Annotated in this window: 25 protein-coding genes; all 25 read left to right on the forward strand. The window is 39.8% G+C overall.

Going from position 1 to position 22740, the window contains the following annotated elements; genetic code table 11:
• Nucleotides 1-3 precede the first annotated feature (3 nt).
• The 25 genes from ACTQ1L_RS00990 to ACTQ1L_RS01110 all read left to right on the forward strand — a co-directional run bounded on the left by ACTQ1L_RS00990 (nt 4) and on the right by ACTQ1L_RS01110 (nt 22740).
• Entirely contained in the window at nt 4-717 is a 714-nt protein-coding gene (locus ACTQ1L_RS00990; protein WP_441365116.1) for a flagellar hook assembly protein FlgD, read from the forward strand.
• A gap of 26 nt (nt 718-743) precedes the next feature.
• Nucleotides 744-1124 carry a TIGR02530 family flagellar biosynthesis protein gene (locus ACTQ1L_RS00995; RefSeq protein ID WP_441365117.1) on the forward strand — a complete coding sequence of 127 codons (381 nt, stop codon included), beginning with the start codon at nt 744-746 and terminating at the stop codon, nt 1122-1124.
• 83 nt (nt 1125-1207) lie between these two features.
• Nucleotides 1208-2764 carry a flagellar hook protein FlgE gene (locus tag ACTQ1L_RS01000; RefSeq protein WP_441365118.1) on the forward strand — a complete coding sequence of 519 codons (1557 nt, stop codon included), beginning with the start codon at nt 1208-1210 and terminating at the stop codon, nt 2762-2764.
• Between the two features lie 162 nt (nt 2765-2926).
• Nucleotides 2927-3718, forward strand: a complete 792-nt coding sequence (locus tag ACTQ1L_RS01005; protein ID WP_321111767.1) for a motility protein A — start codon at nt 2927-2929, stop codon at nt 3716-3718.
• Entirely contained in the window at nt 3718-4542 is an 825-nt protein-coding gene (locus tag ACTQ1L_RS01010; protein WP_441365119.1) for an OmpA/MotB family protein, read from the forward strand. The genes ACTQ1L_RS01005 and ACTQ1L_RS01010 overlap by 1 nt, the downstream gene beginning before the upstream one ends.
• Nucleotides 4543-4565: 23 nt before the next feature.
• Nucleotides 4566-5087: a flagellar basal body-associated FliL family protein gene (locus ACTQ1L_RS01015; protein ID WP_441365120.1), complete on the forward strand. Its 522-nt coding sequence runs from the start codon at nt 4566-4568 to the stop codon at nt 5085-5087.
• Between the two features lie 80 nt (nt 5088-5167).
• Nucleotides 5168-6145 (forward strand): flagellar motor switch protein FliM, encoded by a 978-nt coding sequence (fliM, locus tag ACTQ1L_RS01020; protein WP_321111770.1) that lies wholly within the window; start codon nt 5168-5170, stop codon nt 6143-6145.
• A 6-nt stretch (nt 6146-6151) separates the two neighbouring features.
• The gene (gene fliY, locus ACTQ1L_RS01025; RefSeq protein WP_441365121.1) at nt 6152-7330 is read left to right on the forward strand and encodes a flagellar motor switch phosphatase FliY; all 1179 of its coding nucleotides are present in this window, start codon (nt 6152-6154) and stop codon (nt 7328-7330) included.
• A 29-nt stretch (nt 7331-7359) separates the two neighbouring features.
• Nucleotides 7360-7746: a flagellar biosynthetic protein FliO gene (locus tag ACTQ1L_RS01030; RefSeq protein ID WP_321111772.1), complete on the forward strand. Its 387-nt coding sequence runs from the start codon at nt 7360-7362 to the stop codon at nt 7744-7746.
• Nucleotides 7739-8635: a flagellar type III secretion system pore protein FliP gene (fliP, locus tag ACTQ1L_RS01035; RefSeq protein WP_441365122.1), complete on the forward strand. Its 897-nt coding sequence runs from the start codon at nt 7739-7741 to the stop codon at nt 8633-8635. The genes ACTQ1L_RS01030 and fliP overlap by 8 nt, the downstream gene beginning before the upstream one ends.
• 11 nt (nt 8636-8646) lie before the next feature.
• Nucleotides 8647-8925, forward strand: a complete 279-nt coding sequence (gene fliQ, locus ACTQ1L_RS01040) for a flagellar biosynthesis protein FliQ (protein WP_308655767.1) — start codon at nt 8647-8649, stop codon at nt 8923-8925.
• A gap of 6 nt (nt 8926-8931) precedes the next feature.
• Nucleotides 8932-9711, forward strand: coding sequence for a flagellar biosynthetic protein FliR (fliR, locus tag ACTQ1L_RS01045; RefSeq protein WP_321111774.1), 780 nt, complete (start codon nt 8932-8934; stop codon nt 9709-9711).
• Entirely contained in the window at nt 9695-10852 is a 1158-nt protein-coding gene (flhB, locus tag ACTQ1L_RS01050) for a flagellar biosynthesis protein FlhB (protein ID WP_321111775.1), read from the forward strand. Before fliR ends, flhB begins: the two co-directional genes overlap by 17 nt.
• Nucleotides 10853-10891: 39 nt before the next feature.
• Nucleotides 10892-12934, forward strand: a complete 2043-nt coding sequence (gene flhA, locus ACTQ1L_RS01055; RefSeq protein ID WP_441365123.1) for a flagellar biosynthesis protein FlhA — start codon at nt 10892-10894, stop codon at nt 12932-12934.
• Nucleotides 12935-14173, forward strand: a complete 1239-nt coding sequence (gene flhF, locus ACTQ1L_RS01060) for a flagellar biosynthesis protein FlhF (protein ID WP_441365124.1) — start codon at nt 12935-12937, stop codon at nt 14171-14173.
• Complete coding sequence (locus ACTQ1L_RS01065) at nt 14173-15048, forward strand: MinD/ParA family protein (RefSeq protein WP_441365125.1); 876 nt, start codon at nt 14173-14175, stop codon at nt 15046-15048. The genes flhF and ACTQ1L_RS01065 overlap by 1 nt, the downstream gene beginning before the upstream one ends.
• Before the next feature lie 12 nt (nt 15049-15060).
• The gene (locus tag ACTQ1L_RS01070) at nt 15061-15789 is read left to right on the forward strand and encodes a flagellar brake protein (protein WP_441365126.1); all 729 of its coding nucleotides are present in this window, start codon (nt 15061-15063) and stop codon (nt 15787-15789) included.
• Between the two features lie 4 nt (nt 15790-15793).
• Nucleotides 15794-16855: a protein-glutamate methylesterase/protein-glutamine glutaminase gene (locus tag ACTQ1L_RS01075; RefSeq protein ID WP_441365127.1), complete on the forward strand. Its 1062-nt coding sequence runs from the start codon at nt 15794-15796 to the stop codon at nt 16853-16855.
• 1 nt (nt 16856) lies between these two features.
• Nucleotides 16857-18968, forward strand: coding sequence for a chemotaxis protein CheW (locus ACTQ1L_RS01080; protein ID WP_441365128.1), 2112 nt, complete (start codon nt 16857-16859; stop codon nt 18966-18968).
• A gap of 15 nt (nt 18969-18983) precedes the next feature.
• Nucleotides 18984-19454, forward strand: coding sequence for a chemotaxis protein CheW (locus ACTQ1L_RS01085; RefSeq protein ID WP_441365129.1), 471 nt, complete (start codon nt 18984-18986; stop codon nt 19452-19454).
• 69 nt (nt 19455-19523) lie between these two features.
• Complete coding sequence (locus ACTQ1L_RS01090; RefSeq protein WP_321111783.1) at nt 19524-20144, forward strand: chemotaxis protein CheC; 621 nt, start codon at nt 19524-19526, stop codon at nt 20142-20144.
• 14 nt (nt 20145-20158) lie between these two features.
• Complete coding sequence (locus tag ACTQ1L_RS01095; protein ID WP_441365130.1) at nt 20159-20644, forward strand: chemotaxis protein CheD; 486 nt, start codon at nt 20159-20161, stop codon at nt 20642-20644.
• A gap of 1 nt (nt 20645) precedes the next feature.
• Complete coding sequence (locus ACTQ1L_RS01100; RefSeq protein WP_441365131.1) at nt 20646-20936, forward strand: hypothetical protein; 291 nt, start codon at nt 20646-20648, stop codon at nt 20934-20936.
• Nucleotides 20937-20986: 50 nt separating this feature from the next.
• Nucleotides 20987-21754, forward strand: a complete 768-nt coding sequence (locus ACTQ1L_RS01105) for a FliA/WhiG family RNA polymerase sigma factor (protein WP_441365133.1) — start codon at nt 20987-20989, stop codon at nt 21752-21754.
• Between the two features lie 20 nt (nt 21755-21774).
• Nucleotides 21775-22740, forward strand: coding sequence for a DUF6115 domain-containing protein (locus ACTQ1L_RS01110; protein WP_441365135.1), 966 nt, complete (start codon nt 21775-21777; stop codon nt 22738-22740).

Below are 22740 nucleotides of genomic sequence, written 5' to 3' on the forward strand. Positions count from 1 at the left end.
AATATGGCGGTTACAGCGAATGTGACAAACGGTAAGCTTGACACAACCTCTACAACACCAACCCAGAACAGAAAGACTGACAGCACTAAGACAAGCGGTACAAATCTAGGATATGATGATTTCTTAAAGCTTTTAAGTGCTGAGATGCAGTATCAGGATCCGCTTGAGCCTACCAGCAATACGGATTATGTGGCACAGATGGCTACTTTCTCACAGCTTGAGGCTTCGCTTTCAATGAAGGATTCCTTGTCAGCATCATCAGAGCAGACTCAGAAGAATGCAGCAATGTCACTGGTTGGAAAAGAAGTTGTTGTGACGGACGAGGACAGCGATTCGGGCTATTATAGTGGTAAGGTTGATTATATTTCATTCAAGGATGGTAAAATCCAGTTATCCATAAATGAAAAAATGTACGATTATTCAAGTATTTATTCGGTATCAACAGATGAGTACTATGATGCAATCGTAAATTCAAGTACTTTTTCAAATCTTATCACAAAGCTTCCTAAGCTTGAAAACCTTACAACCTCATCAAAAGCAGATGTTGAGGCAATCAGAAAGCTGTATGATGGGCTTACGGATTATGAGAAGCAGTTTATCAATGCTTCTGATTACAGCAAGCTTCAAAGTTACGAGGAGAAAATGAAAGAGCTTGTAGCAAAAGAAAAAGATACAACAGGAAAAGATGAAAACGACAAAAATGATACTCAGAAATAATGATGTTCATAAATATGAGGTGAATTATGAAAAATATAATTAATCAATATTCATCCATTGAACAGATGACTAATCAGTATCTGAACAGAACAAAGACGCAAAAGAATGCGGGTTCAGAGGTATCCTTTGAGGATGTGCTCAGACAGAAGCAAAAGCCACTTAAATTTTCAAAGCATGCCACGCAAAGACTTAGCCAGAGAAATATCAATCTGTCAGACGAACAGAACGTACGCCTTACAAATGGCGTTACAGAGGCGGAAAAGAAGGGCGTTAATGAATCACTTGTTCTGGTTGACAATCTTGCATTTATTGTCAATGTGCCAAATAAAACGGTGGTCACTGCAATGGATCAGGAAGAAACAAACGCAAACGTATTTACAAACATTGATGGAGCGGTAATTATGTAGCCGGACCTTTTAAGGAGGCAAGGGGCTTTTGAATGACAGATAAAGCCAAACCGTCCATCTGTAGTATAGGAGGACAAACAACTATGATGAGATCACTTTACTCTGCTGTGTCAGGACTTAAGACACATCAGACAAGAATGGATGTTATCGGTAATAACATCGCAAATGTTAACACAGAGGCTTTTAAGTCTTCATCTGTGCGTTTTAGTGAGATAATGTACCAGACAACAGAGGGAGCAACCTTTGGAAATGCGGCTTCCGGCACCGGTGGAAAGAACGCAAAGCAGATAGGACTTGGAGTGGTTTCGGGAGCAACTGCTGTTAATATTACAGGAGCAGGCTCTGCCGAGACGACAGGTAATCCATTTGATCTTAGACTAAATGACAAAAATTCTACAAACTTTTTTATAGTAAGTGATGGGGCAAACAAGTTCTTTACCCGTGCCGGAGACTTCTATGTTGATGGTAACGGTTATCTGTGTATGAGCTCCACAGGATATACCCTGCAGGGCTGGCAGGTTGATGCCAATGGAAATGTGATGCAGGACCAGGTGTCTGCACTGAGAGTTATGTCGTCTGCGACAAAGACATCAGCACCGGAGGCTACAACAAAGGCATATGTATCCGGTGTCCTTGATAAAAATGATGCTCAGGCAGCGGATTCAGGCCGTGTTATAACAATTCCGTTCTTTGATGATCTGGGATACAACTATTCAGCAAAGTTCAACATTAAGAAGACAAACACTGATGGTACATATGATGTAAAGCTTACAGATATTGTTGATTCAAAGGGAAATTCATTGTTTGATCTGGATAAGGATGGTAATTTCCAAACAACAATTCTTGATAAGCCGGTTTTGGATGCAAATGGTAAGCAAATATATGATACTGTACCAGTAACAGATGCTGAGGGTAGGCCGGTTATGAATGAGGATGGAACACAGCAAACTAAGCAGGTGCCTAGAACTGTAAAAACGGAGTATCGTTATTATAATGGTAAACCGATTGACGTTCAGGACATTTTTCAGAATGCTTCTTTAGCTTTTGATCAGAGTGAAGGTACATTTACATCCATTTCCAGTGCGACCTCGGCTGCAGCAGATTCTATTAAGCTTAATCTGTCAGTGCTTAATACACAGAGTGCTTCCAAAAACGGAAGTAAATTCAGCGATATAGATGTGGATTTCAGTAAATCAATGAACTATAACAATAACGGAACATCTACAATCGGAGGCATGAACGGAGACATAAAGGATGGTTCCGGAAAAGGAAAAGCTCTTGGAGCTTTAACAGGCATTTCGGTAAATGATGACGGAAAAATCTATGGTTCATATGATAACGGCAATACAGTTTTACTCTGCCAGATTTCAGTAGCACAGTTTGCGAACGCATCAGGTCTTGAAAAAGTGGGAGATAACTGTTATCAGACAACTCTCAACTCCGGCGATTTTGATGGAATCGGGGTGGAAATCTCAGGAGACGGAAGCTCAATTGCTTCAGGACAGCTTGAGATGTCAAACGTGGATTTGTCGTCACAGTTTACAGATATGATAGTAACACAGCGTGGTTTCCAGGCAAACTCAAGAGTTATCACAACATCAGATACACTGCTTGAGGAGCTTATTAATCTTAAGAGATAGTAATTTTTGACAGGACTTGGGGGACGATATACGTCGTTCCCCAATATTTTGTGTTTTTTATAGAAAATGTCAAATTATACATAGACATTTCTCTCAAAATTTAGTAAAATCAATTAGAAGGTCTTTTTGACCAATAATTTAAAACAGGGAAGGTGTATATAAGTGGATATAGCATCTCTTTTAGGAGTAATACTTGGTATTGGAATGGTATTATTTGGTATCATTCAAAATGGTGGAGTCGGAGCGTTAATAAATTTCCTTGATGCACCGTCTGCAATCATTACAATCGGTGGTTCGTTAAGTGCGGTTATGTGCTCGAACAAGCTGCCCGGTTTTATTGCGGGACTCAAATCTATCGCACTTCCGTTCAAGGAGAAGACAGTGGATCCGGGTGAGACCATCAATAAAATAATTGAATTATCCAATGTCAGTCGTAAAGAGGGACTTTTAGCGCTGGAGGAAGCAGCAAACAGTATAGAGGATGAGTTCCTTAAAAAGGGAATCATGCTTGTTGTTGATGGTACGGATGCAGAGCTTGTCCGTGGAATACTTGAGACAGACATGATAAGCATGGAGGACAGACATAAGAAAACCATTACATTCTGGGAGTTCTGGGGCGAGCAGGGTCCTGCCTGGGGTATGATTGGTACTCTTATAGGACTTATTAACATGTTAAAGAACCTTGAGGATTCTTCAACCATCGGTCCAAACATGGCGGTCGCGCTTGTTACCACGTTTTATGGTTCTCTTATTGCCAACTGGCTTTGTGCGCCTTTTGCAAATAAATTAAAAGCAAATAATGAGATTGAGGTTGCCATCAAGACAATTGTTATAGAGGGATTACTTTCTATACAGGCTGGTGAGAACCCACGTGTGATTGAGGAAAAGCTTAAATCATTCCTGTCACCTGATAAGAGAGAGGATCTTTCAACTGATGGTGGAGGTGAGGAATAGTGGCTAAGAAAAGACCAGAGGATCCACCGAAGGGTGCACCGGCGTGGCAATCCACGTTTTCTGATCTGATGAACCTGTTACTCTGCTTTTTCGTGCTTCTGTTTTCTATGTCAACTGTAGATGCGGAAAAGTTCCAGCTCGTCATAGCGTCATTATCCAGCAGTATAAGTATTATGCCGGCAGGCGGCACATCTATAGGGGATGGAAAGCTTGTTGGTGCCGGAGTCAGTCAGCTTGAATTCTTGGACAAGTATTACAATGACCTGGCCAATTCGAAGTCTCATACAGAGAGTACCATTGAGGGCGAGGAAAAAAATGCCGAGGAACAGTATGAACAGATGGAACTTTCAGAATCGGAAAAGATGTCTGAGGAGATTGAGAAGCAGCTCGAAAACACCAGTCTTGAGGATGCGGTGGATGTGGATTTTAATGCTGAATATGTGCAGCTTAGTCTTAACGGAGCATTGCTTTTTGAATCCGGAAAAGCTGAGATTATGCAGGAAGCATATCCTGTTGTAAATAAAATCTCAACAATTTTGGCTTCATATCAGAATAATCTGATTGAGGTTGAGGGACATACGGATAATGTACCTGTTTCTTCAAGGTCGAGGTTTGAGAGTAATGATGTGCTTTCGATGTATCGTGCGCTCAGTGTGGCTGATTACATCAGAACCAACACAAATCTGGATCCGTCTCATATTAAGTCGTCAGGCAGAGGTGACTATGATCCGGTAGCGGATAATACAACAGCTGACGGACGCGCAAGAAACAGGCGTGTAGAGATAAAAGTATATAATTCGTACAATTCGGATTTGAATAATTAATTTAGTTTTGGGAAGGAAAAGATATGAAAAAAAATTTGATTTCAGTTCTTATTCTTGCACTTGTATTTGCAAATCTTGTGCTTACAGCATTGCTTATTTTCACAATATTACCTGAGACGAAAAAAGCAAATAATCTTATAGATCAGGTATGTCAGGCTATTTCACTCGATTTAAAGAGCGGAGCGGCAACATCAGCGTCACAGATTCCACAGGAGCAGATTGCAGATTATGCTTTAAATGCGGATGGGGAGAATCTCACATTCAGTTTTGCACCTTCTGATGATAACAGCACGCATATACTGGTTTGTGGCATATCACTTTCTTTAAACAAGGAAAGCGATGGCTATAAGCAGTACAAAGAGGATCTTTCAACTAAAAAGAATGTTATCCTTAAGGAAGTTACAGATGTTATCGGTGAATACAGCATGGAACAGTATAATGCTGATAAGAGTGCAGTTCATGATAAAATTCTGAAAAAACTTCAAAAGGATTTTGGAGCAGATTATATTGTTGATGTCAATATTGTATCTTCACTTACACAATAAATTGGCAGATTATGTATAAATATGGCTGTTCAAATTTCAGCAGCCATATCATTATTATAAGCACAGGTGGTGATTAACAGATGGGTGATGTCTTATCCCAGAGCGAAATAGACAACCTGCTCAATGCTTTAAGCAGCGGTGAGCTGGATGTAGATGAAATAAAAGAAAATAATGAACAGCAGGTTAAGGACTATGATTTCGCCCGCCCATCCAAATTTTCCAAGGAACATTTAAGAACACTGGAAATAATATTTGAGCATTATGGAAGACTGCTTACTACTAATCTTCCAGTTTATTTGAGAAAATCTGTACAGGTAGAAGTGATGAATTCAGAGGCAGTTACATATTCGGAGTTTTCTAATGCACTGTCAAATCCGGTATTGCTTGGAATTGTCAATTTTGCCCCATTAACGGGTAATATCATCGTTGAGATGGCGGCAGGTCTTGGATATGCCATTGTTGACAGAATGCTTGGCGGAAGAGGAGACAGTCTGGAAAAAACCAGGGACTTCTCAGAAATAGAGCTTTTGATCATAGAGAGGATTCTTGTTATATGTATTAACCTGCTCATTGAGCCTTGGGAGAATGTGGTTGATATAAAGCCTCATCTGGAACGAATTGAGACCAATTCGCAGTATGCTCAGATTATTTCGCCGAGTGAGATGATTGCAATTGTTACAATGAATATTAAGATTGGCGATGTTGAGGGACTTATGAATGTCTGTCTCCCATACATTACGCTTGAGCCTGTTATTGAAAAGTTAAATACCAGATATTGGTATTCAAACATACAGAATCAGGATGATTCCAACTATAGACATGCGATAGAGAGCCTTATCCATAAAGCGCAGATTCCGGTAAGGACTGTGCTCGGTAAGAGTGTTATATCAGTTAGGGATTTCTCGTCTCTTGTTGCGGGAGATATTATAAGACTGGACAGAAATGTAGATGATGAGTTGGATATCTATGTTGGTAATATCAAAAAATTCACTGCACTACCGGGAACAACCGGAGACAAATATGCAGTAAGGATAACATCGGTAGTCAGAGAGGAGTAATAAATCATGGATGGAGTTTTATCGCAGGAAGAAATTAATGCATTATTAAATAACGACGGTACTTCCGGTTCTGGCGATGAATTATTGACAGATGCTGAAAAGGATGCCATAGGCGAGATTGCCAATATCAGCATGGGAACAGCAGCAACAACATTGTTTTCCCTTGTAAACAGAAGAGTTGAGATTTCTACACCTGTAGTTTCATTTTCAAGCTGGGATGATATTGTAAATGATTACGAAAGACCGTGTGTATTTATTAAAATCGGATATACACAGGGACTTAACGGAAGTAATATTCTTGTCCTTAAAGAAAAGGATGTAAAAGTTATCACGGATCTTATGATGGGAGGAGACGGTACCAACATAAGTGGAGAGATAGGAGAGCTTCATCTGAGCGCAATCAGTGAGGCTATGAACCAGATGATGGGATCTTCCGCCACCTCATTATCTTCAATGCTTAATCGTACAATAGACATCAGTCCGCCTATTGCAGAGGTTGTTGATTTGAAAAATACATTGGATGAGGGCGAGATCGATAGCTTCCTCGCAAATGAATTTGTCAAAATTTCGTTTAGAATGGAAATTGGCGACCTTGTGGACAGTGAAATAATGCAGTTGTACCCACCTGATTTTGTAAAGGATATGTGTAAGGGTGTTACTGAAAATATGGAGCTTGACTCACAGAATGTCAAAGAGGAGGCTGCGGCCGCAAATACTGCAGCCGCAGCACCACAGCAGTCTGTTGATAATAATATGAACAACCAAAATGCAATGAATCAGAATATGATGAATCAAAACATGTCTAATCCTAACATGGTGAACCCTAATATGATGAATTCAAACATGATGGGACAAAATAATATGGGACAGTCTGTAAATGTGCAGCCGGCACAGTTCACACCGTTTGGTGCGATGCCTAATCAGGCATATCAGCCTGAGAACATTGATCTGATTATGGATGTACCGCTTGAGGTAACAGTAGAGCTTGGACGTACTAAAAAGTCTATTTCTGAAATCCTTGATTTCGGACCGGGAAAGATTATCGAGCTCAACAAGCTTGCAGGCGAGCCTGTTGATGTACTGGTCAATGGCAAGTTTGTCGCAAAGGGTGAGGTCGTTGTTATTGAAGAAAGCTTTGGCGTGAGAATTACAGAGATAATCAATGCCACAAAAGCGATTAATTAATTTGCGTAATTAGTATAGGAAGTTAAAAAATGATATTGATTTTATCATCTTTAGACAGTTTTGTTCAGCTTATAACTGTTTTGGTTATTTTTATCTTTGTCCTTATAATTACATATTTTACCACAAGATGGATGGCAGGTATTCAGAAAGGACGGAGCTTTAACAAAAATCTCCGTATTATCGAGACTATAAGCGCTGGGAATAATAAAATGATCAGCATAGTTCAGGCCGGTGAAAAATACCTTGTTGTATCTATAGGAAAGGATGAGGTTCATTATCTGACTGAGCTTAAACAGGAAGAACTGAAGGATTTATCTTTTATGAATCCTGACAATCAAAATGATAAGCAGGATCCTTTTGCCGAAATATTTGGCAGATTGAAGGAAAAATACGATAACAGGAGCAAACATGAATAGATTCATGAAGAAATTTAAGACAGTATATTGTAAGGCTTCATTTGTTTTTGCAGTTGCTGTTCTCATAGTTACATTTTCATTATGTATATTTAATCCGACGAGTGTTGCGGCGAGTCAGACTACATCCGGAAGTGACATATCCACTGATGATGTTACAAAAGATTTGGAGGATGTTACAAGCATGGATGCAGGGGACAAGGATCTTGCCAATGCCACATCAGATAAGACGGATGGACTTAATATATACTACAATAATGAGTCTGGTTCGTTATCTACGCCTATCCGCATGTTTTTGGTGCTTACCGTACTTTCTCTTGCACCTTCCATTCTCATAATGCTTACATCGTTTACAAGGATTATAATTGTCCTGCATTTTGTCAGAACAGCCATTGGAACGCAGACAGCACCGCACAATCAGGTGCTTGTCGGTCTGGCATTGTTTTTGACACTTTTTATTATGTGGCCGACTTTTTCTACTATCAATGAAAAGGCAATTAAGCCTTTAGATGAGGGAAAGATTACCCAGCAGGAGGCTTTTAAAGAAGCAGAGGGTCCTTTTAGGGAGTTTATGTACGGACAGACACAGATAAAGGATATTAAGCTGTTTGTAGATATATCCGGTAAGGAATATGATGATTACAAGGATGTTCCGTTTACTACACTTGTTCCGGCTTTTATATTAAGTGAGCTTAGAACAGCATTTATATTAGGCTTTTTAATATATATTCCATTTATTGTTATTGATATGGTGGTTTCATCTGTGCTCATGTCGATGGGTATGATGATGCTTCCGCCAACGACCATCTCGATGCCGTTTAAGATACTTCTTTTTATTCTGGCAGATGGATGGGATTTAATTATCGGTAATCTTGTCAAGACGTTTTACTAGGAGGTGGACTTATGATTACCCAGGAGGCAGTTTTGGATATAGCAAAGGAAGCTATATATAATATTATTATCACATCAGCTCCGCTTTTGCTTGTTTCATTAATTGTTGGTTTGATAGTCAGTATTTTTCAGACAGTTACGTCAATTCAGGAACAGACGCTTACATTTGTTCCCAAAATGCTTGCAATCTTTATTGCGTTGATGCTTTGCGGAGCATGGATGCTTGATAATATGTCAGGTTTCATGACTGATTTATGGTCAAAATTCAGTTATTATCTGAGCATGGGATAAAGAGATATGGTTAGTTATTCATTTTCGGTTGCTAATTTTGAATATTTTTTACTTATTTTGGTGCGTATAGCTTCTTTTGTATATATAGCCCCTTTTTTCGGGGATAATGCTGTACTCAGCCGGCTAAAGGTTGGATTATCGGCAATTACGGCAGTGTTTATGTACAATATCATAGAAAGACCAGAGCTTTCCTATGTCAGTGCGGTAGGTTACGCGGTGCTGGTTGTAAAAGAAGGAATTACAGGTCTGCTGATTGGTTTTGCAGCAAATATTTGTAATTCCATTGTTATTTTTGCCGGAAATATTATTGATATGGATATCGGCTTGTCTATGGCTACAGAGTTTAACCCTTCAATGAATTCAGAGACAACCGTTACCGGCAATTTCTATTATTACGTCATTCTTGCACTGCTTCTGGTGTCTGATATGCATGATTACCTGCTTAGGGCAGTGTGTGACTCATTTTCGGTTGTACCGCTTGGAGGAGCACAGTTTAATTTTGAGCATCTGATGTCTTCCATGACAAAATATGTGGGCGATTTATTTATTATTGGATTTAGAATTTTTTTACCTTTTTTTGCATGTATAATGATTTTTAACTGTATACTTGGTATAATGGCTAAGGTTGCGCCACAGATGAATATGTTTTCTGTTGGTATACAGATAAAGATTCTTGTCGGATTTGTTGTTTTGTTTCTGACAATATATCTCGTTCCAAGTATTGCCAATTTTATAATTACCGAGATAAAAACAATGGTGGTATCAATAATTGAGGGAATGTACTGAAAAAGCACAAAGCTATACGGATAATGAATTAAATATTGTCCTGCATTATAATCTTCAGTGGTTTGCTGCGGATGGTGAGGGCGGTGAGAAAACCGAACCTGCTACCGATAAGAAATTAAGAGATGCAAGAGATGAGGGTAAGGTTGCAAAAAGTAAGGAGCTTACGGCTGCATTTGACCTTATTGTACTTTTTCTCGTACTGAAGGTGTTTATGTCATTTGTAGGTGAAAAGCTATTGGGATTTTTTTCTTACATATATAACAGGATGCCTGATTTTTTGAATGAGACTCAAAAAGATATGTCTTCAGTTACAGTCAGGAATTTTATGAATGACATTATTTTGCAGTTTTTACTTACATGCCTTCCGTTTTTTATATTTGGAGTTGTTGTTACTATACTTGTGAGTATTGTCCAGGTCGGCTGGAAGGTAACCACGAAACCCATGGCTCCGAAGCTTGATAAGTTTAATCCAATAAACGGTTTTAAGCGTATTTTCTCAAAGGATGCCATTTTTGAGCTGATTAAGTCTGTGCTCAAGATAGGTGTGATTTTATACATGGCATACTCATCAATCAAATCTCATCAGAATGATATTTTTATTTTGTATGAGCTCCCCCTCAAAAGAGCGGTGGCACTGGTTGGTGATATAATAATAAACACTGGGCTTAAAATAAGCATAGTATATCTGATTGTTGGAATTGTGGATTATATTTACAATAAACACAAGTTCAACGAGGATATGAAGATGACAAAGCAGGAGGTCAAGGATGAGTTCAAAAATACTGAAGGAGATCCTGCAATAAAGGGTCAGCAGCGTAAGAGAATGCAGGAGGCTTCACAGCGCAGAATGATGCAGGATGTACCGAAGGCTGATGTTGTAATTACAAACCCGACTCATTTTGCTGTTGCCATAAAGTATGATGCAGATACCAATCAGGCACCGGTCGTGACGGCGAAGGGACAGGATTATGTTGCAATGAAGATTAAAGAGATTGCAAGGGATAATAATATCCGTATAGTTGAAAATAAACCTCTTGCAAGAATGCTGTTTCATAACGTGGAGCTTGGAGCGGAGATACCACCGGAACTTTATCAGTCGGTGGCTGAGATACTTGCTATGATTTACAAAGAAAATCATTAGAAATTTGAAATAACAAATAAGGGAAAGGAGGAATAGAATATGTTAAAAAAATCCGATCTTGGTGTTGGAATTTATCTGCTCTGTGCAGTCATTTTCTTTATTGTGCCTATTCCTTCCGGTTTACTTGATGTAATGCTGGCGTTTAATCTTTCGGTGGCTCTTATTATTCTATTCAGTGTTTTATTTGTAAAAGAAGTGCTCGATATGTCATATTTTCCGACACTTTTGTTATTTACTACTATTTTCAGGATTTCTTTGAATGTGTCATCTACACGTCTTATTCTTTCAACCGGAAATCCCGGAGTTGTTGTAAATGTGTTTGGACAGTTTGTCGGTGGAGGAAATCTGGTTATTGGAGCAATTGTATTTATAGTGCTCATTATTATCCAGTTTGTTGTCATAAACAAAGGTTCAGAGCGAGTTGCCGAGGTTACTGCGCGATTTACGCTCGATGCCATGCCGGGTAAACAGATGGCTATAGATGCGGATCTTAATACAGGTGCGATTACTGACAAGGAGGCAAAGGAGAGGCGTGAGAAGATTCAAAAGGAGTCAAGCTTCTTTGGAGCCATGGATGGTGCTACAAAGTATGTAAAAGGAGATGCTACTGCAGGTCTTATTATCACTATGATAAATCTTGTAGGCGGAACTGTCATGGGAGTGATGTTTCAGGGACTTGCTGCCGGTGAGGCCATACAGAAGTTTGGACTTTTAACCATAGGTGACGGACTTGTTTCGCAGATTCCATCACTTTTGATATCACTTTCAACAGGTATCCTTGTTACTAAGGGCTCAAATGAAAGGGATTTCAGCACAGAACTGCTGGGACAGCTTTTTGGAACGGCAAAGGTGCTTTATATAGTTGGTGCGGTGCTTATTTTCCTGGGAGTTGTCACACCTCTTCGCAATGAGTGGTGGCTTTTCATAGGTCTTTCAGTGGCATTTTTTGTAACTGCCAAAAGGATTGAAAAGAATGCCGGAATAGAAAGTATCGAGGAGGAAACAGCACAGGCGGAAAACGATGCTGAGGAGATACGAAAGCCCGAAAATGTTGTGTCATTGCTGCAGGTGGATCCTATTGAGCTTGAGTTTGGTTACGGAATTATTCCACTTGCTGATGTCAATCAGGGCGGAGATCTTCTTGATCGTGTCGTGATGATCAGGCGCCAGATAGCATTGGAGCTTGGAACTGTGGTACCTATCATTCGTCTGAGGGACAATATCCAGCTTAATCCAAACCAGTATATTATAAAGATAAAGGGTATACAGGTGACGGAGGGAGAGATACTTTTTGATCACTATATGGCCATGAATCCGGGATATGTGGAGGAAGAGATTACCGGAATTCCTACATTTGAACCGTCATTTCATCTGCCGGCCATCTGGATTACAGAAAGCCAGAGAGAGCGTGCGGAAAGCCTTGGATATACTGTTGTGGATCCTCCTTCGATTATTGCAACACATCTTACAGAGGTTATCCGTTCACATATTGCAGAGCTTCTCACCAGACAGGATGTGCAGAATCTTGTTAACAATCTTAAGGAGTCTAACCCGGTTATTGTTGATGAGCTTATCCCTAAGCTGCTCGGACTTGGAGAGGTTCAGAAAGTATTGCAGAATCTTCTTACTGAGGGTATTTCTATAAGGGATCTGCTGACAATATTTGAGACTCTCGCAGACCATGCGCAGACCTCAAGAGATACTGATGTGCTTACAGAGTATGTAAGACAGGGCTTAAAGAGAGCCATCTCAAGTAAATATTTTCCGGCAAATGAGACCACGAGTGTTATTACCCTTGATCCGACTGTGGAACAGGAAATTATGTCTTCTGTAAAACAGACAGAGCAGGGCTCTTATCTGGCTTTGGATCCGGATAAGACAAAGGCAATCATGAAATCTGTAGAAACTGAGATTGGGAAGTTGGAAAGTTTGGGAAAGAGTGCTATTATTATTACATCTCCTATTGTGAGAATGTACTTTAAAAAATTGACTGAAGATTATTTTAAGGATCTTATTGTTATTTCATATAATGAGGTTGAATCCAATGTTGAGCTTCAGTCGGTAGGAATGGTGACTGCATAAATGACTATTAATAAATTTACAGGTAATTCAAAAGAAGAGGCCATAAAAAAGGCAAAAGAGGCATTTGGATCCAGTGCCGTTATTATGAATGTTAAGGAAATAAAGCCGAAGGGATTTTTCGGAATCTTTAAGAGTTCCACATATGAGGTGACAGCTGCAATGGATGAAAAACAGCAGGCAAGGCCGACAGGAATTATTGATATCAGGGCTGATGAGAAAATACCTCTGCCACCGCTTAAACCAGTTAATCAGGTTTCATTTGAGGCTGCCTTTGACAAGAAAATGGATTTGAACGAAGAAAAAAACAAAAAGCCTGAGACAAGTGAAAAGTCGTCAGATGAGGCTAAAAACACAAAGGTGTTCAGCGAAAAGGAGAGATTGGATTCGTTGGCAGCTATGGTCGAAGGGTTCGAAAAGCCGGTTTTAAAATCTCAAAATGGTGACGAGCTTAAATTTGTAAGGATATTATACAGAACACTTCTTGATAACGATGTAAATGAAAAATACATAAATCAGATTCTTGAAGAAATAGAAAGATTTCTGCGTCCCGGCAACAGCATGGATGTTATATTGTCAAATGTATATCAGAAGCTTATTTTGCGTTTTGGACAGCCGGATACAATAAAGCTTACACCGGGAAAAACAAAGGTTGTATTTTTTGTAGGACCGACAGGTGTCGGAAAAACTACTACAATAGCAAAGATTGCATCTAAATTTAAGGTAGAGCATGATAAAAAAATTGCATTTATTACAGCCGATACTTATCGTATTGCGGCTACAGAACAGCTTCGCACATATGCAAATATACTGGATGCCCCTATGTCTGTAATATATTCAAAGGAAGAGTTGAATGATGCAATAGAAAAACATGAACAGGCTGATGTTATATTTGTGGATACTGCGGGCTTTTCCCACAAAAACGAAGAGCAGAAGAGTGATATTAAAAATCTTATAGCCGGAATTGAGCCGGATTATGACAAGAGTGTTTATCTGGTGGTCAGCGCGACAACCAAGTATAATGATCTTAAAGCTATAGTGGATGCTTACGGTAAAATTGCCGAGTATAAGCTTATTTTTACAAAGCTTGATGAGACTTCATCATATGGAAATCTTCTGAATATAAAGCTATATTCAGGCGCGAATATATCATATGCTACCGACGGACAAAATGTACCTGACGATATTGAGATATTTGATACCCAGAAAATTGTAAAACAATTATTAGGAGGCAGAATTTGATGGATCAGGCCGAACAGCTTAGAAATGTTATAAAGATTAGAAATCAGAATTTCGTTGATATTGCCAGGGTTATTACCGTCACAAGTGGCAAGGGCGGGGTTGGTAAGTCGAATGTTTCCGTCAATCTTGCCGCAAAACTCAGTCAGGCCGGAAAAAGGGTTATTATATTTGATGCTGATTTTGGACTGGCAAATGTTGAAGTCATGTTTGGAGTTGTTCCTGAATATACACTTGCGGATATGATGTATGATGGACACACGATTAAAGATATCATAACAAGAGGACCGCGTGACATTGATTTTATATCAGCAGGATCAAGTGTTGACGGGCTGAATAATCTGACACCGGAACAGATACATTTTCTTGTACATAAAATTGATGAGCTCAACAGTATGTATGATTTTATTATTATTGATACAGGGGCAGGAATATCAGATCAGGTAATGGAGTTTGTGGCATCAAGTTCTGAGATTATTCTTGTTACGACGCCGGAGCCGACGTCTATTACTGATTCGTATTCACTGCTTAAAGCATTATATAAAAGAAAGAATTTTGTGCCGGATAATACCAGAATTAAAGTAATAGCAAATAAAGTTACATCCAGGGATGATGCTAATATAGTATACAATAAAATCAATTCTGTGGTAATACAGTTTTTGAAGGGAAGACTTGAGTATCTGGGATATATTCCATCGGATGTGTCGGTTGAAAAGGCCGTCAGACAGCAACAGATTGTTTCTATATGTGAACCCTTTTCCAAGGCTTCCAGGGCTTATGATGATATTGCCGAAAAGCTGCTAGGAAATGAACCGGCACAGAATACAGTTAAAAAATCAATCGCGCATATCTTTTCGAGCTTTTTAAAGAAACAATAAAAGAGGGTTGATATGGATTTTACAAAGAAAATTTTGCCAGGAGATAAACTTGATATTTCTCTTACCAATGCGGAAAATGATGCAGTGTATAAAAGCATGTTTTCGGATCTGATTTCAGAGAAAATGTGGGAGATTACTATGCCGGTTTCTGCCGGCAGGATAGTTCTTCTCCAGGTGGGAGAGCCGTTTAGCTTTATACTTTATACGTCGGATAAAGTTCTTTTAGAAGGCAGTGCAATAGTCAGAAAGCGTTATAAAAAAGAAAATCTTTATTTTCTTGTCGTAGAGCTGGTAAATGAGTTAAAGCGAATACAAAGGCGGGATTTTTTCAGAATGCCGTGTATGATTAATATGCGCTATAGCATGTTGGAATATGATGAAAATATCTATAACAGTGAAGCGGCTTTTTGTGATATGATATATAAGGGTACTGCAGGGATAGAAAAATCCCCGTGGTATGATTCGGTTATACTTGATATAAGCGGTGGAGGTATCCGTTGCTCCGACAATAAACCGATTGAGCTGGGGAGCTTTCTGATGGTCCGCTTTATGCTGAATGTAAATGATACAGATGAGGTCTTTGACATACTCGGCTGTGTTGTGAATTGTGAAAAGAGCCTCGATGAGACGAGATATTTTATAAGGATAAGGTTTATTTTTGAGAAGATTGCTGATCGAGAGAAAATAGTGCGTTATGTATTTGAGGAAGAGAGAAGAATACGGCGCAGGGAAATGGAGTAGTCTTATGAGTTTAGAAATTTTAGTGGTTGATGATTCTGCACTCCTGAGAAGGGTGGAGTGTGATATAATCAATTCAGACAATAAATTTAAGGTAACAGACACATGCAAGGATGGTCTTGAAGCATTGGAAAAGCTCCGCACCAAAAAGTATGACGGAGTGGTTTTGGACATCAACATGCCAAGGATGGATGGTCTTGAATTATTGCAGCAGCTTCAAAAGGAAAAGATAAAGGCCAATATTGTTATGGCGAGCACACTTACTGTTGAGGGTGCGAATGAAGCTATAAAATCATTGGAGCTTGGAGCTATAGATTTTGTTACAAAGCCAAGTAACATAATCGAAGCAAAAGGCGACGCTTTTAAAAAAGCATTGCTTGATGTACTGTATGCTGCAACAAAAGCAAGAGTTCATTTAAAAAAGCCATCTCTGGTAGTGGCTGCTGATAAAACAGCGGCGGCTTCAGTAAACAGACTTAAGAAGCCTGGACAAAACAAGATTATCGCGATTGCTTCGTCTACAGGAGGACCAAAAGCACTCCAGAGTGTTATACCAAAGATCCCGGCTGATATTGATGCACCGGTCGTACTTGTGCAGCATATGCCGGCCGGCTTTACAAGGAGCATGGCTGCAAGACTTAATGAGCTCAGTAAAGTTCAGGTTAAAGAAGCAGAAGACGGCGAACTTTTGAAAAAGGGTGTTGTCTATATCGCACCCGGAGGAAAACACATTGTGGTAAAAAGAAAAGGTGCCGCACATGTGATTGGATATAGCGACATGCCACCTATCGGAGGACTCAAGCCGTGTGCGAATATTATGTTTGATTCGCTGGGCCAGACGGGCTTTGATGAGGCAGTGTGCGTTGTGCTCACTGGTATGGGTGCTGATGGAACAAACGGTATATTATCACTTGGCAAGAAAAAATCCGTACATGTAATTGCACAGGATGAGAATTCATGCATTGTATATGGGATGCCAAGAGCTATTTATGAGGCCGGCGTTGTGGATGAGGTTGTTGCATTGTCTAAGGTTGCCGAAACAATCACAAAAAACGTGGGGGTAAAATAAAATGGATGTAAGCCAGTATCTCGAAATATTTATTGATGAAAGTTCAGAACATATCCAGACATTGTCAGATTGCATTATGACTCTCGAGCAGGAGCCGGAGAATAAGGATACCATAAATGAGATTTTCCGTGCAGCCCACTCATTAAAGGGTATGGCAGGTACCATGGGATTCAAAAGAATGCAGCATCTCACACATGATATGGAAAATGTGTTTCAGGAGGTTCGAAGCGACAAGATTAAGGTTGACAGTTCTATGATTGACCTTTTATTTAAATGCCTTGATGCTATCGACAGTTATGTAGAGAATATTAAAGAAACCTCGGATGAGGGAACAGAGGATAATGAGGTTATTATTAAGGAACTGAACGATTTTATTGCAAAGGCAAATGGTGAGGTTCCTGCAGACAATACTCCAAAGGAGGAGCCGGTTGCACAGGCACAGCCGGATTCGGCACAAAGTGAAAATCAGTCAGACGCTCTCGGAGAAATTGAGCTCACTGACAACGAAAAGAAACTTGTGGATGAGGCTATTGCACAGGGACAGAAAATATATGGTGTTACAGTTACAGTTGCATCTGACTGCCTACTTAAGGCTGCAAGAGCATTTCTTGTATTCAGAGCAGTTGAAGAAATGGGACAGATTGTGGTTTACAGACCAAGCTCACAGGATATAGAGGATGAAAAGTTTGAGCTGTCATTCAGCTTTTTTGTGGCAACAGGAGAGTCGTTTGAGAAAATACAAAAGGCTGCAGCAGATGTGTCAGAGATAGAAAAGGTTGTAGGCCGCGAGCTGACAACGTTCCATGTCGAGGGAGAGGAGCCTCCTAAACAGGAGGAGACAACTGCGCCTAAAGCAGATGTTCCTGCAGAGACCCCTAAGACCGCTAAAGCCCAGAATGAAAAAGCTCCTGCAAAAGAAGCACAAAAACAGGCTGTTCACCATAAAAAACCTGCCACCAGCAGAACTGTCAGAGTTGACATCGAAAAGCTTGATATGCTTATGAATCAGGTTTCAGAGCTTATTATTGCGAAAAACAGTCTGGTTGCCATTAGCGGTTCGGACGGATCTAACGGAAATAACCAGTCATTCCATGAGCAGATAGAATATCTTGAGAGAATTACCACAAATCTTCATGAGTCAGTAATGAAGGTTCGAATGGTTCCTATTGAGAGCGTGACTCAGAAGTATCCTAGAATGATCAGGGATTTATCGCGTACACTTAATAAAAAGATGGAGCTTGTAATTACAGGTGAGGATACAGAGCTGGATCGTACCGTAGTAGATCAGATTGGAGATCCACTGCAGCATCTGCTTAGAAATTCAGCGGATCATGGACTTGAGAGTAATGAGGTCAGACTCGAAAGAGGAAAGCCTGAGGTTGGTACAATTTTCCTGAATGCATATCAGGAGGGAAACAATGTTGTTATCAAGGTGGGTGATGACGGTAACGGTATTGATACGGAGGCTGTCAAGAGTAAGGCTATACAAAGAGGTCTTGTGACTGCAGACCAGGCTGAGAATTTATCTCAGAAGGATATCATCAATTTCCTGTTTATGCCAAGCTTCTCAATGGCTAAAAAGATTACAGATATTTCCGGCCGAGGTGTAGGTCTTGATGTTGTGAAGTCGGGAATTGAGCAGTTGGGCGGTGATGTATCTGTATCTACAGAGCTCGGAAAGGGAACCACGTTTACAGTAAGGCTTCCTCTTACACTTGCAATTATCCAGGCTCTTATGGTTGAAATAAGGGATGAGATATATGCTATTGCACTCGGTTCCATATCTAACATTGAGGATATACCTGTTGAGGATATAAAGTATGTCCAGGCCCAAGAGGTTATTCATCTCCGTGGCAGTGTTATTCCTATTATCAGACTTGATAAGATGCTCGATATTGAACCGCAGGAGAAGGAGCCTGATCACCTTACTGTTGTTATTGTACAAAAGGGTGACCAGCAGGCGGGACTTGTTGTGGACAACCTGGTAGGACAGCAGGAGATAGTAATCAAATCTCTTGGCAAGTATATTAATGGAAACAAGCTCATCAGCGGTGCAACTATTCTCGGAGACGGTGATGTGGCTTTAATACTTGATGTCAATACACTTATGTAATTGGAGGACGGATACATGGCAGATAATGAATTTGATGTACAGGAAAAAGAAATCAGGCAATATATTTCCGTCAAAGTCGGAGAAGAAAAATTTGGTATAGATATAGGATATGTTGACAATATTGTCAGAATGCAGAAAATTACACGTGTTCCAAAGGCTCAGGTGTATTTTAAGGGTATTATTAACCTAAGAGGTGATATAGTTCCTGTAATGAGTACCAGAATCAAAATGGGACTTGATGATGATGTATATACATCTCAGACAAGGATTATTATATTGAAGCTTGAGGAAAAGGGTGAGATTGGTCTTATTGTTGATGAGGTATGCGAGGTTGTTACGCTTGTGGTCGATGAAATCGATAAACCGAATATTGATGCTTCATCTACAGGAGAAGAACTCTTTATAAATGGAATTGGTAAAAATGGTGATGAACTGATTTCACTTTTGGAGATTGGTGCTATCGTAGGAGAAAAAGAAAATAATTAAATGAACCATGTATAGTGAGGCAGTAGCTGCCTCACTATATGAGTTTTACAGTATAAGGATAAATATTTTATGAGCAGATTTTCTTTAGACAATGTTAATGAAATGTATATGGATGTGCTTAAAGAGCTTGGAAATATCGGGGCTGGAAATGCAACGACAGCAATAGCTGGCATGCTTGGCACATCTATGTCTATGAAGGTACCGAAGGTGCTGCTTGTGGACGCAACAAAGATTGGCGATGCAATCTGTCCCGAGGAAGAAACCATAGTAGGTATTTTTCTTGAAGTGGAGCAGGATATATCAGGCAGCATGATGTTTCTTATGAAAATTCCAGCAGCTCATTTTCTGGTGAATAAGCTTATGGGAAGAGCTCCTGAATATAATGAGCCGTTCGATGAGATGGATCTTTCGGCAATGAAGGAAATAGGCAATATTATTGCCGGATCATATCTGTCTGCACTTTCAACACTTACAAATCTTAGAATCAAACCGTCAGTTCCGTATATTGCAGTTGATATGGCAGCCTCAATACTCAGTGTTCCGGCTGTACAGTTTGGACAGTATGGAGACAATGCATTATTTATTGAAACGGAATTTGGCAACGAGGTTATGATGAATGGTTATTTTATATTGATGCCTGACCCTGATTCGTATGACAATATCTTATCGGCTTTGGGAATCAGTATGTAGGAGAAGCTTATATTATGGCAAAAACAATAAAAGTAGCGATGGCTGATTTACAGATAGCTAAAGCACCGGATTGCCTGACTACACTTGGACTTGGTTCATGCATTGGATTGACTTTATATGACCCTGTTATCAAGGTTGGGGGGCTTGTGCATTATATGCTGCCTGACAGTACAAAGCTGCGCAATAATACAAACATTGCAAAATTTGGAGACACCGGTATCAAAGAGCTTTACAATCAGATTGTTAAGGCTGGGGCAAATCCAAGGAGACTTGTTGCCAAAATTGCCGGTGGAGCGAAAATGTTCGAAATGGCAAGCACCACAGCAATTGGATGTGTTGGCGATAGAAATACCGAGATGGCAAAACAGATGCTTTCTTCATTAAAAATTCCATTAAAAGCAGAAGATACTGGACTAAACTATGGAAGAACTGTTATACTTGACTGTGAGACGGGAAATTATATAATTAAAGCTGTCGGTAAATCAGAAAAGGTGATTTGATATGAAAAGTAAATTTTTGCCTCCGCTTGTGATGCTTTTGGCGGGCTTTGTATGCAGCATACTTTCTTTGCAGCAGAGAGTTGATTTGATGACATTTACCACAAGACTTCTTTCGGTTCTGGTTATATTTTATGTAATAGGCGGTGCTATGAAGCTTGTGCTTGATAAAGCATTAAATGTAATGGCTGACAAGGATACGAATGAAAATGAATCCGAAAAGGCAGATGGCACACCTGGTGACCATACAGATGACACATCAGCCGGTTCAGATGACGGAAATTCTGATGAATAAATCATTGGATTTTATTATATTATACCGGTCTGCCGAACTCAGGGGGAACAATGAAAACAGTAGATAAAGAGAAGCTGTGGGATGATTATCGCAAGAATCCCACACCAGCATTGCGGGAACAGCTCATAATTGAATATGCACAACTGGTGAAGCTGGTTGCGGGGCGTCTTAGCATGTATCTGGGACACAATGTTGAATACGAAGATCTTGTGAGCTATGGAATTTTTGGCCTTATTGATGCAATTGACAAATTTAACATGGAGAAAAATGTCAAATTTGAGACATACGCAAGCCTGAGAATCAGAGGAGCAATACTTGATCAGATAAGAAAAATGGATTGGATTCCAAGAACTGTGAGGCAGCGACAGCGCAAAATTGACGAGGCTATCAAGCAGGTTGAGCTTCGAACCGGCAAAACTGCAAGTGATGAGGAGCTTGCCATGGAGCTTGACATATCAGGAGAAGAGCTGTGCAACTGGCAGTCACAGCTTAAGGTTACGAATGTCATTTCACTTGATGAGTTTACGGAGGCAGGACCTGAGCCGGTGATGGATGCCACACACAATTCATATTTCACACAGCCTGAAGAGCTTGTCGCAAAGGAAGAGCTTAAGACAATGCTGGTGAAATCTCTTGATAATCTCACTGAAAAAGAGCGAAAGGTTATTGAGCTGTATTATTATGAGGATTTGACGCTGAAGGAGATAAGCAATATACTTGATGTGTCGGAATCGAGAGTTTCACAGCTTCATACCAAGGGTCTGATAAAAATGCGCAAGGTTATGGGACCGTATATGGATATTCTGACAACAGATTAATACATGATGAAGGGGATAATATGACTACTTTGGAAATAACACTCGTATTGGTAGGAATAGTTTTTTTGATAGGCAGCTTTATGGTAAAGGATAAGCTGTCTAAAAACGATTTGGATAAAATTGCGGATATGAGCGCTGAAGAATTAAAGGTTATAACAGAAAAAGAGATCAAAAATGCTGAGTCGGCGATAGACGGAATGTTAGACGAGCATATTGCCTCGAAAACGGATGAGAGTAAAAGAGATTTAGAAAAAGAAACAAATTCGAAGATTATGGCTATAAATGAGTATTCTGATACGGTTTTGGATTCGATTAATAAATCACACAATGAGATAATGTTTTTATACAGTATGCTCAACGATAAACATGAAGAGCTCACACGTCTATCCGGTAATATTGAAAAAATTACTGCTCAGGCAAAAAAGACATTTGAATCGGTTGAAGCATCCAAAATCAATAATCTGTCAAACAAAACAGTGTTAAATGCAAAGCCGGTGGTTAATGCTGCACCTGTATCAAATCGTCAGGCGGTAACTGAGAGCAGAGGCATTGCTTCTTCAGATATTGTTACAGGAACAAAAAACACAGCAAGCGTAAAAAAACAGAATGTATCGGCACAAAATATGATGTCACAGCATGCAGCAGCACAAAATATAGTGTCACAAAATACGGTGGTTCGGAATACTGCAGTTCCAAATACAGTGGTTCCAAATATGGCAGCTCAAAATGCAGTGGCTCAGAATGTGGCGGTTTCAAATATGACAGCACAGAATATGACAGCTTCGAATACAGCAATGCAATCCCGGAATCTGTCAGACACAGATGTGCAGAGCGGCAGGGTTTATGATATTTCAGAGATTAACCATAATCCGCAGATACTGAGACTTTACAAATCAGGAAAAAATATCGTGGAAATAGCAAAAGAACTTGGGCTTGGCAAGGGTGAGGTTAAGCTAGTGATTGATTTATATAACGAGGGAAAATAA

The sequence above is a fragment of the Agathobacter sp. LCP21S3_B2 genome, from assembly GCF_052118705.1.
GTDB lineage: Bacteria > Bacillota > Clostridia > Lachnospirales > Lachnospiraceae > Roseburia.

Coding starts and splice junctions, on each gene's coding strand:
- ACTQ1L_RS01000 (WP_441365118.1), top strand. CDS start 1,208: ATGATGAGATCACTTTACTCTGCTGTGTCAGGACTTAAGACACATCAG.
- ACTQ1L_RS01070 (WP_441365126.1), top strand. CDS start 15,061: ATGGATTTTACAAAGAAAATTTTGCCAGGAGATAAACTTGATATTTCT.
- flhF (WP_441365124.1), top strand. CDS start 12,935: ATGACTATTAATAAATTTACAGGTAATTCAAAAGAAGAGGCCATAAAA.
- fliQ (WP_308655767.1), top strand. CDS start 8,647: ATGATTACCCAGGAGGCAGTTTTGGATATAGCAAAGGAAGCTATATAT.
- ACTQ1L_RS01100 (WP_441365131.1), top strand. CDS start 20,646: ATGAAAAGTAAATTTTTGCCTCCGCTTGTGATGCTTTTGGCGGGCTTT.
- ACTQ1L_RS01065 (WP_441365125.1), top strand. CDS start 14,173: ATGGATCAGGCCGAACAGCTTAGAAATGTTATAAAGATTAGAAATCAG.
- flhA (WP_441365123.1), top strand. CDS start 10,892: ATGTTAAAAAAATCCGATCTTGGTGTTGGAATTTATCTGCTCTGTGCA.
- ACTQ1L_RS01085 (WP_441365129.1), top strand. CDS start 18,984: ATGGCAGATAATGAATTTGATGTACAGGAAAAAGAAATCAGGCAATAT.
- ACTQ1L_RS01110 (WP_441365135.1), top strand. CDS start 21,775: ATGACTACTTTGGAAATAACACTCGTATTGGTAGGAATAGTTTTTTTG.
- ACTQ1L_RS01015 (WP_441365120.1), top strand. CDS start 4,566: ATGAAAAAAAATTTGATTTCAGTTCTTATTCTTGCACTTGTATTTGCA.
- fliM (WP_321111770.1), top strand. CDS start 5,168: ATGGGTGATGTCTTATCCCAGAGCGAAATAGACAACCTGCTCAATGCT.
- fliR (WP_321111774.1), top strand. CDS start 8,932: ATGGTTAGTTATTCATTTTCGGTTGCTAATTTTGAATATTTTTTACTT.
- fliY (WP_441365121.1), top strand. CDS start 6,152: ATGGATGGAGTTTTATCGCAGGAAGAAATTAATGCATTATTAAATAAC.
- ACTQ1L_RS01075 (WP_441365127.1), top strand. CDS start 15,794: ATGAGTTTAGAAATTTTAGTGGTTGATGATTCTGCACTCCTGAGAAGG.
- fliP (WP_441365122.1), top strand. CDS start 7,739: ATGAATAGATTCATGAAGAAATTTAAGACAGTATATTGTAAGGCTTCA.
- ACTQ1L_RS01080 (WP_441365128.1), top strand. CDS start 16,857: ATGGATGTAAGCCAGTATCTCGAAATATTTATTGATGAAAGTTCAGAA.
- ACTQ1L_RS01105 (WP_441365133.1), top strand. CDS start 20,987: ATGAAAACAGTAGATAAAGAGAAGCTGTGGGATGATTATCGCAAGAAT.
- ACTQ1L_RS01095 (WP_441365130.1), top strand. CDS start 20,159: ATGGCAAAAACAATAAAAGTAGCGATGGCTGATTTACAGATAGCTAAA.
- ACTQ1L_RS00995 (WP_441365117.1), top strand. CDS start 744: ATGAAAAATATAATTAATCAATATTCATCCATTGAACAGATGACTAAT.
- ACTQ1L_RS01090 (WP_321111783.1), top strand. CDS start 19,524: ATGAGCAGATTTTCTTTAGACAATGTTAATGAAATGTATATGGATGTG.
- ACTQ1L_RS01030 (WP_321111772.1), top strand. CDS start 7,360: ATGATATTGATTTTATCATCTTTAGACAGTTTTGTTCAGCTTATAACT.
- ACTQ1L_RS00990 (WP_441365116.1), top strand. CDS start 4: ATGGCGGTTACAGCGAATGTGACAAACGGTAAGCTTGACACAACCTCT.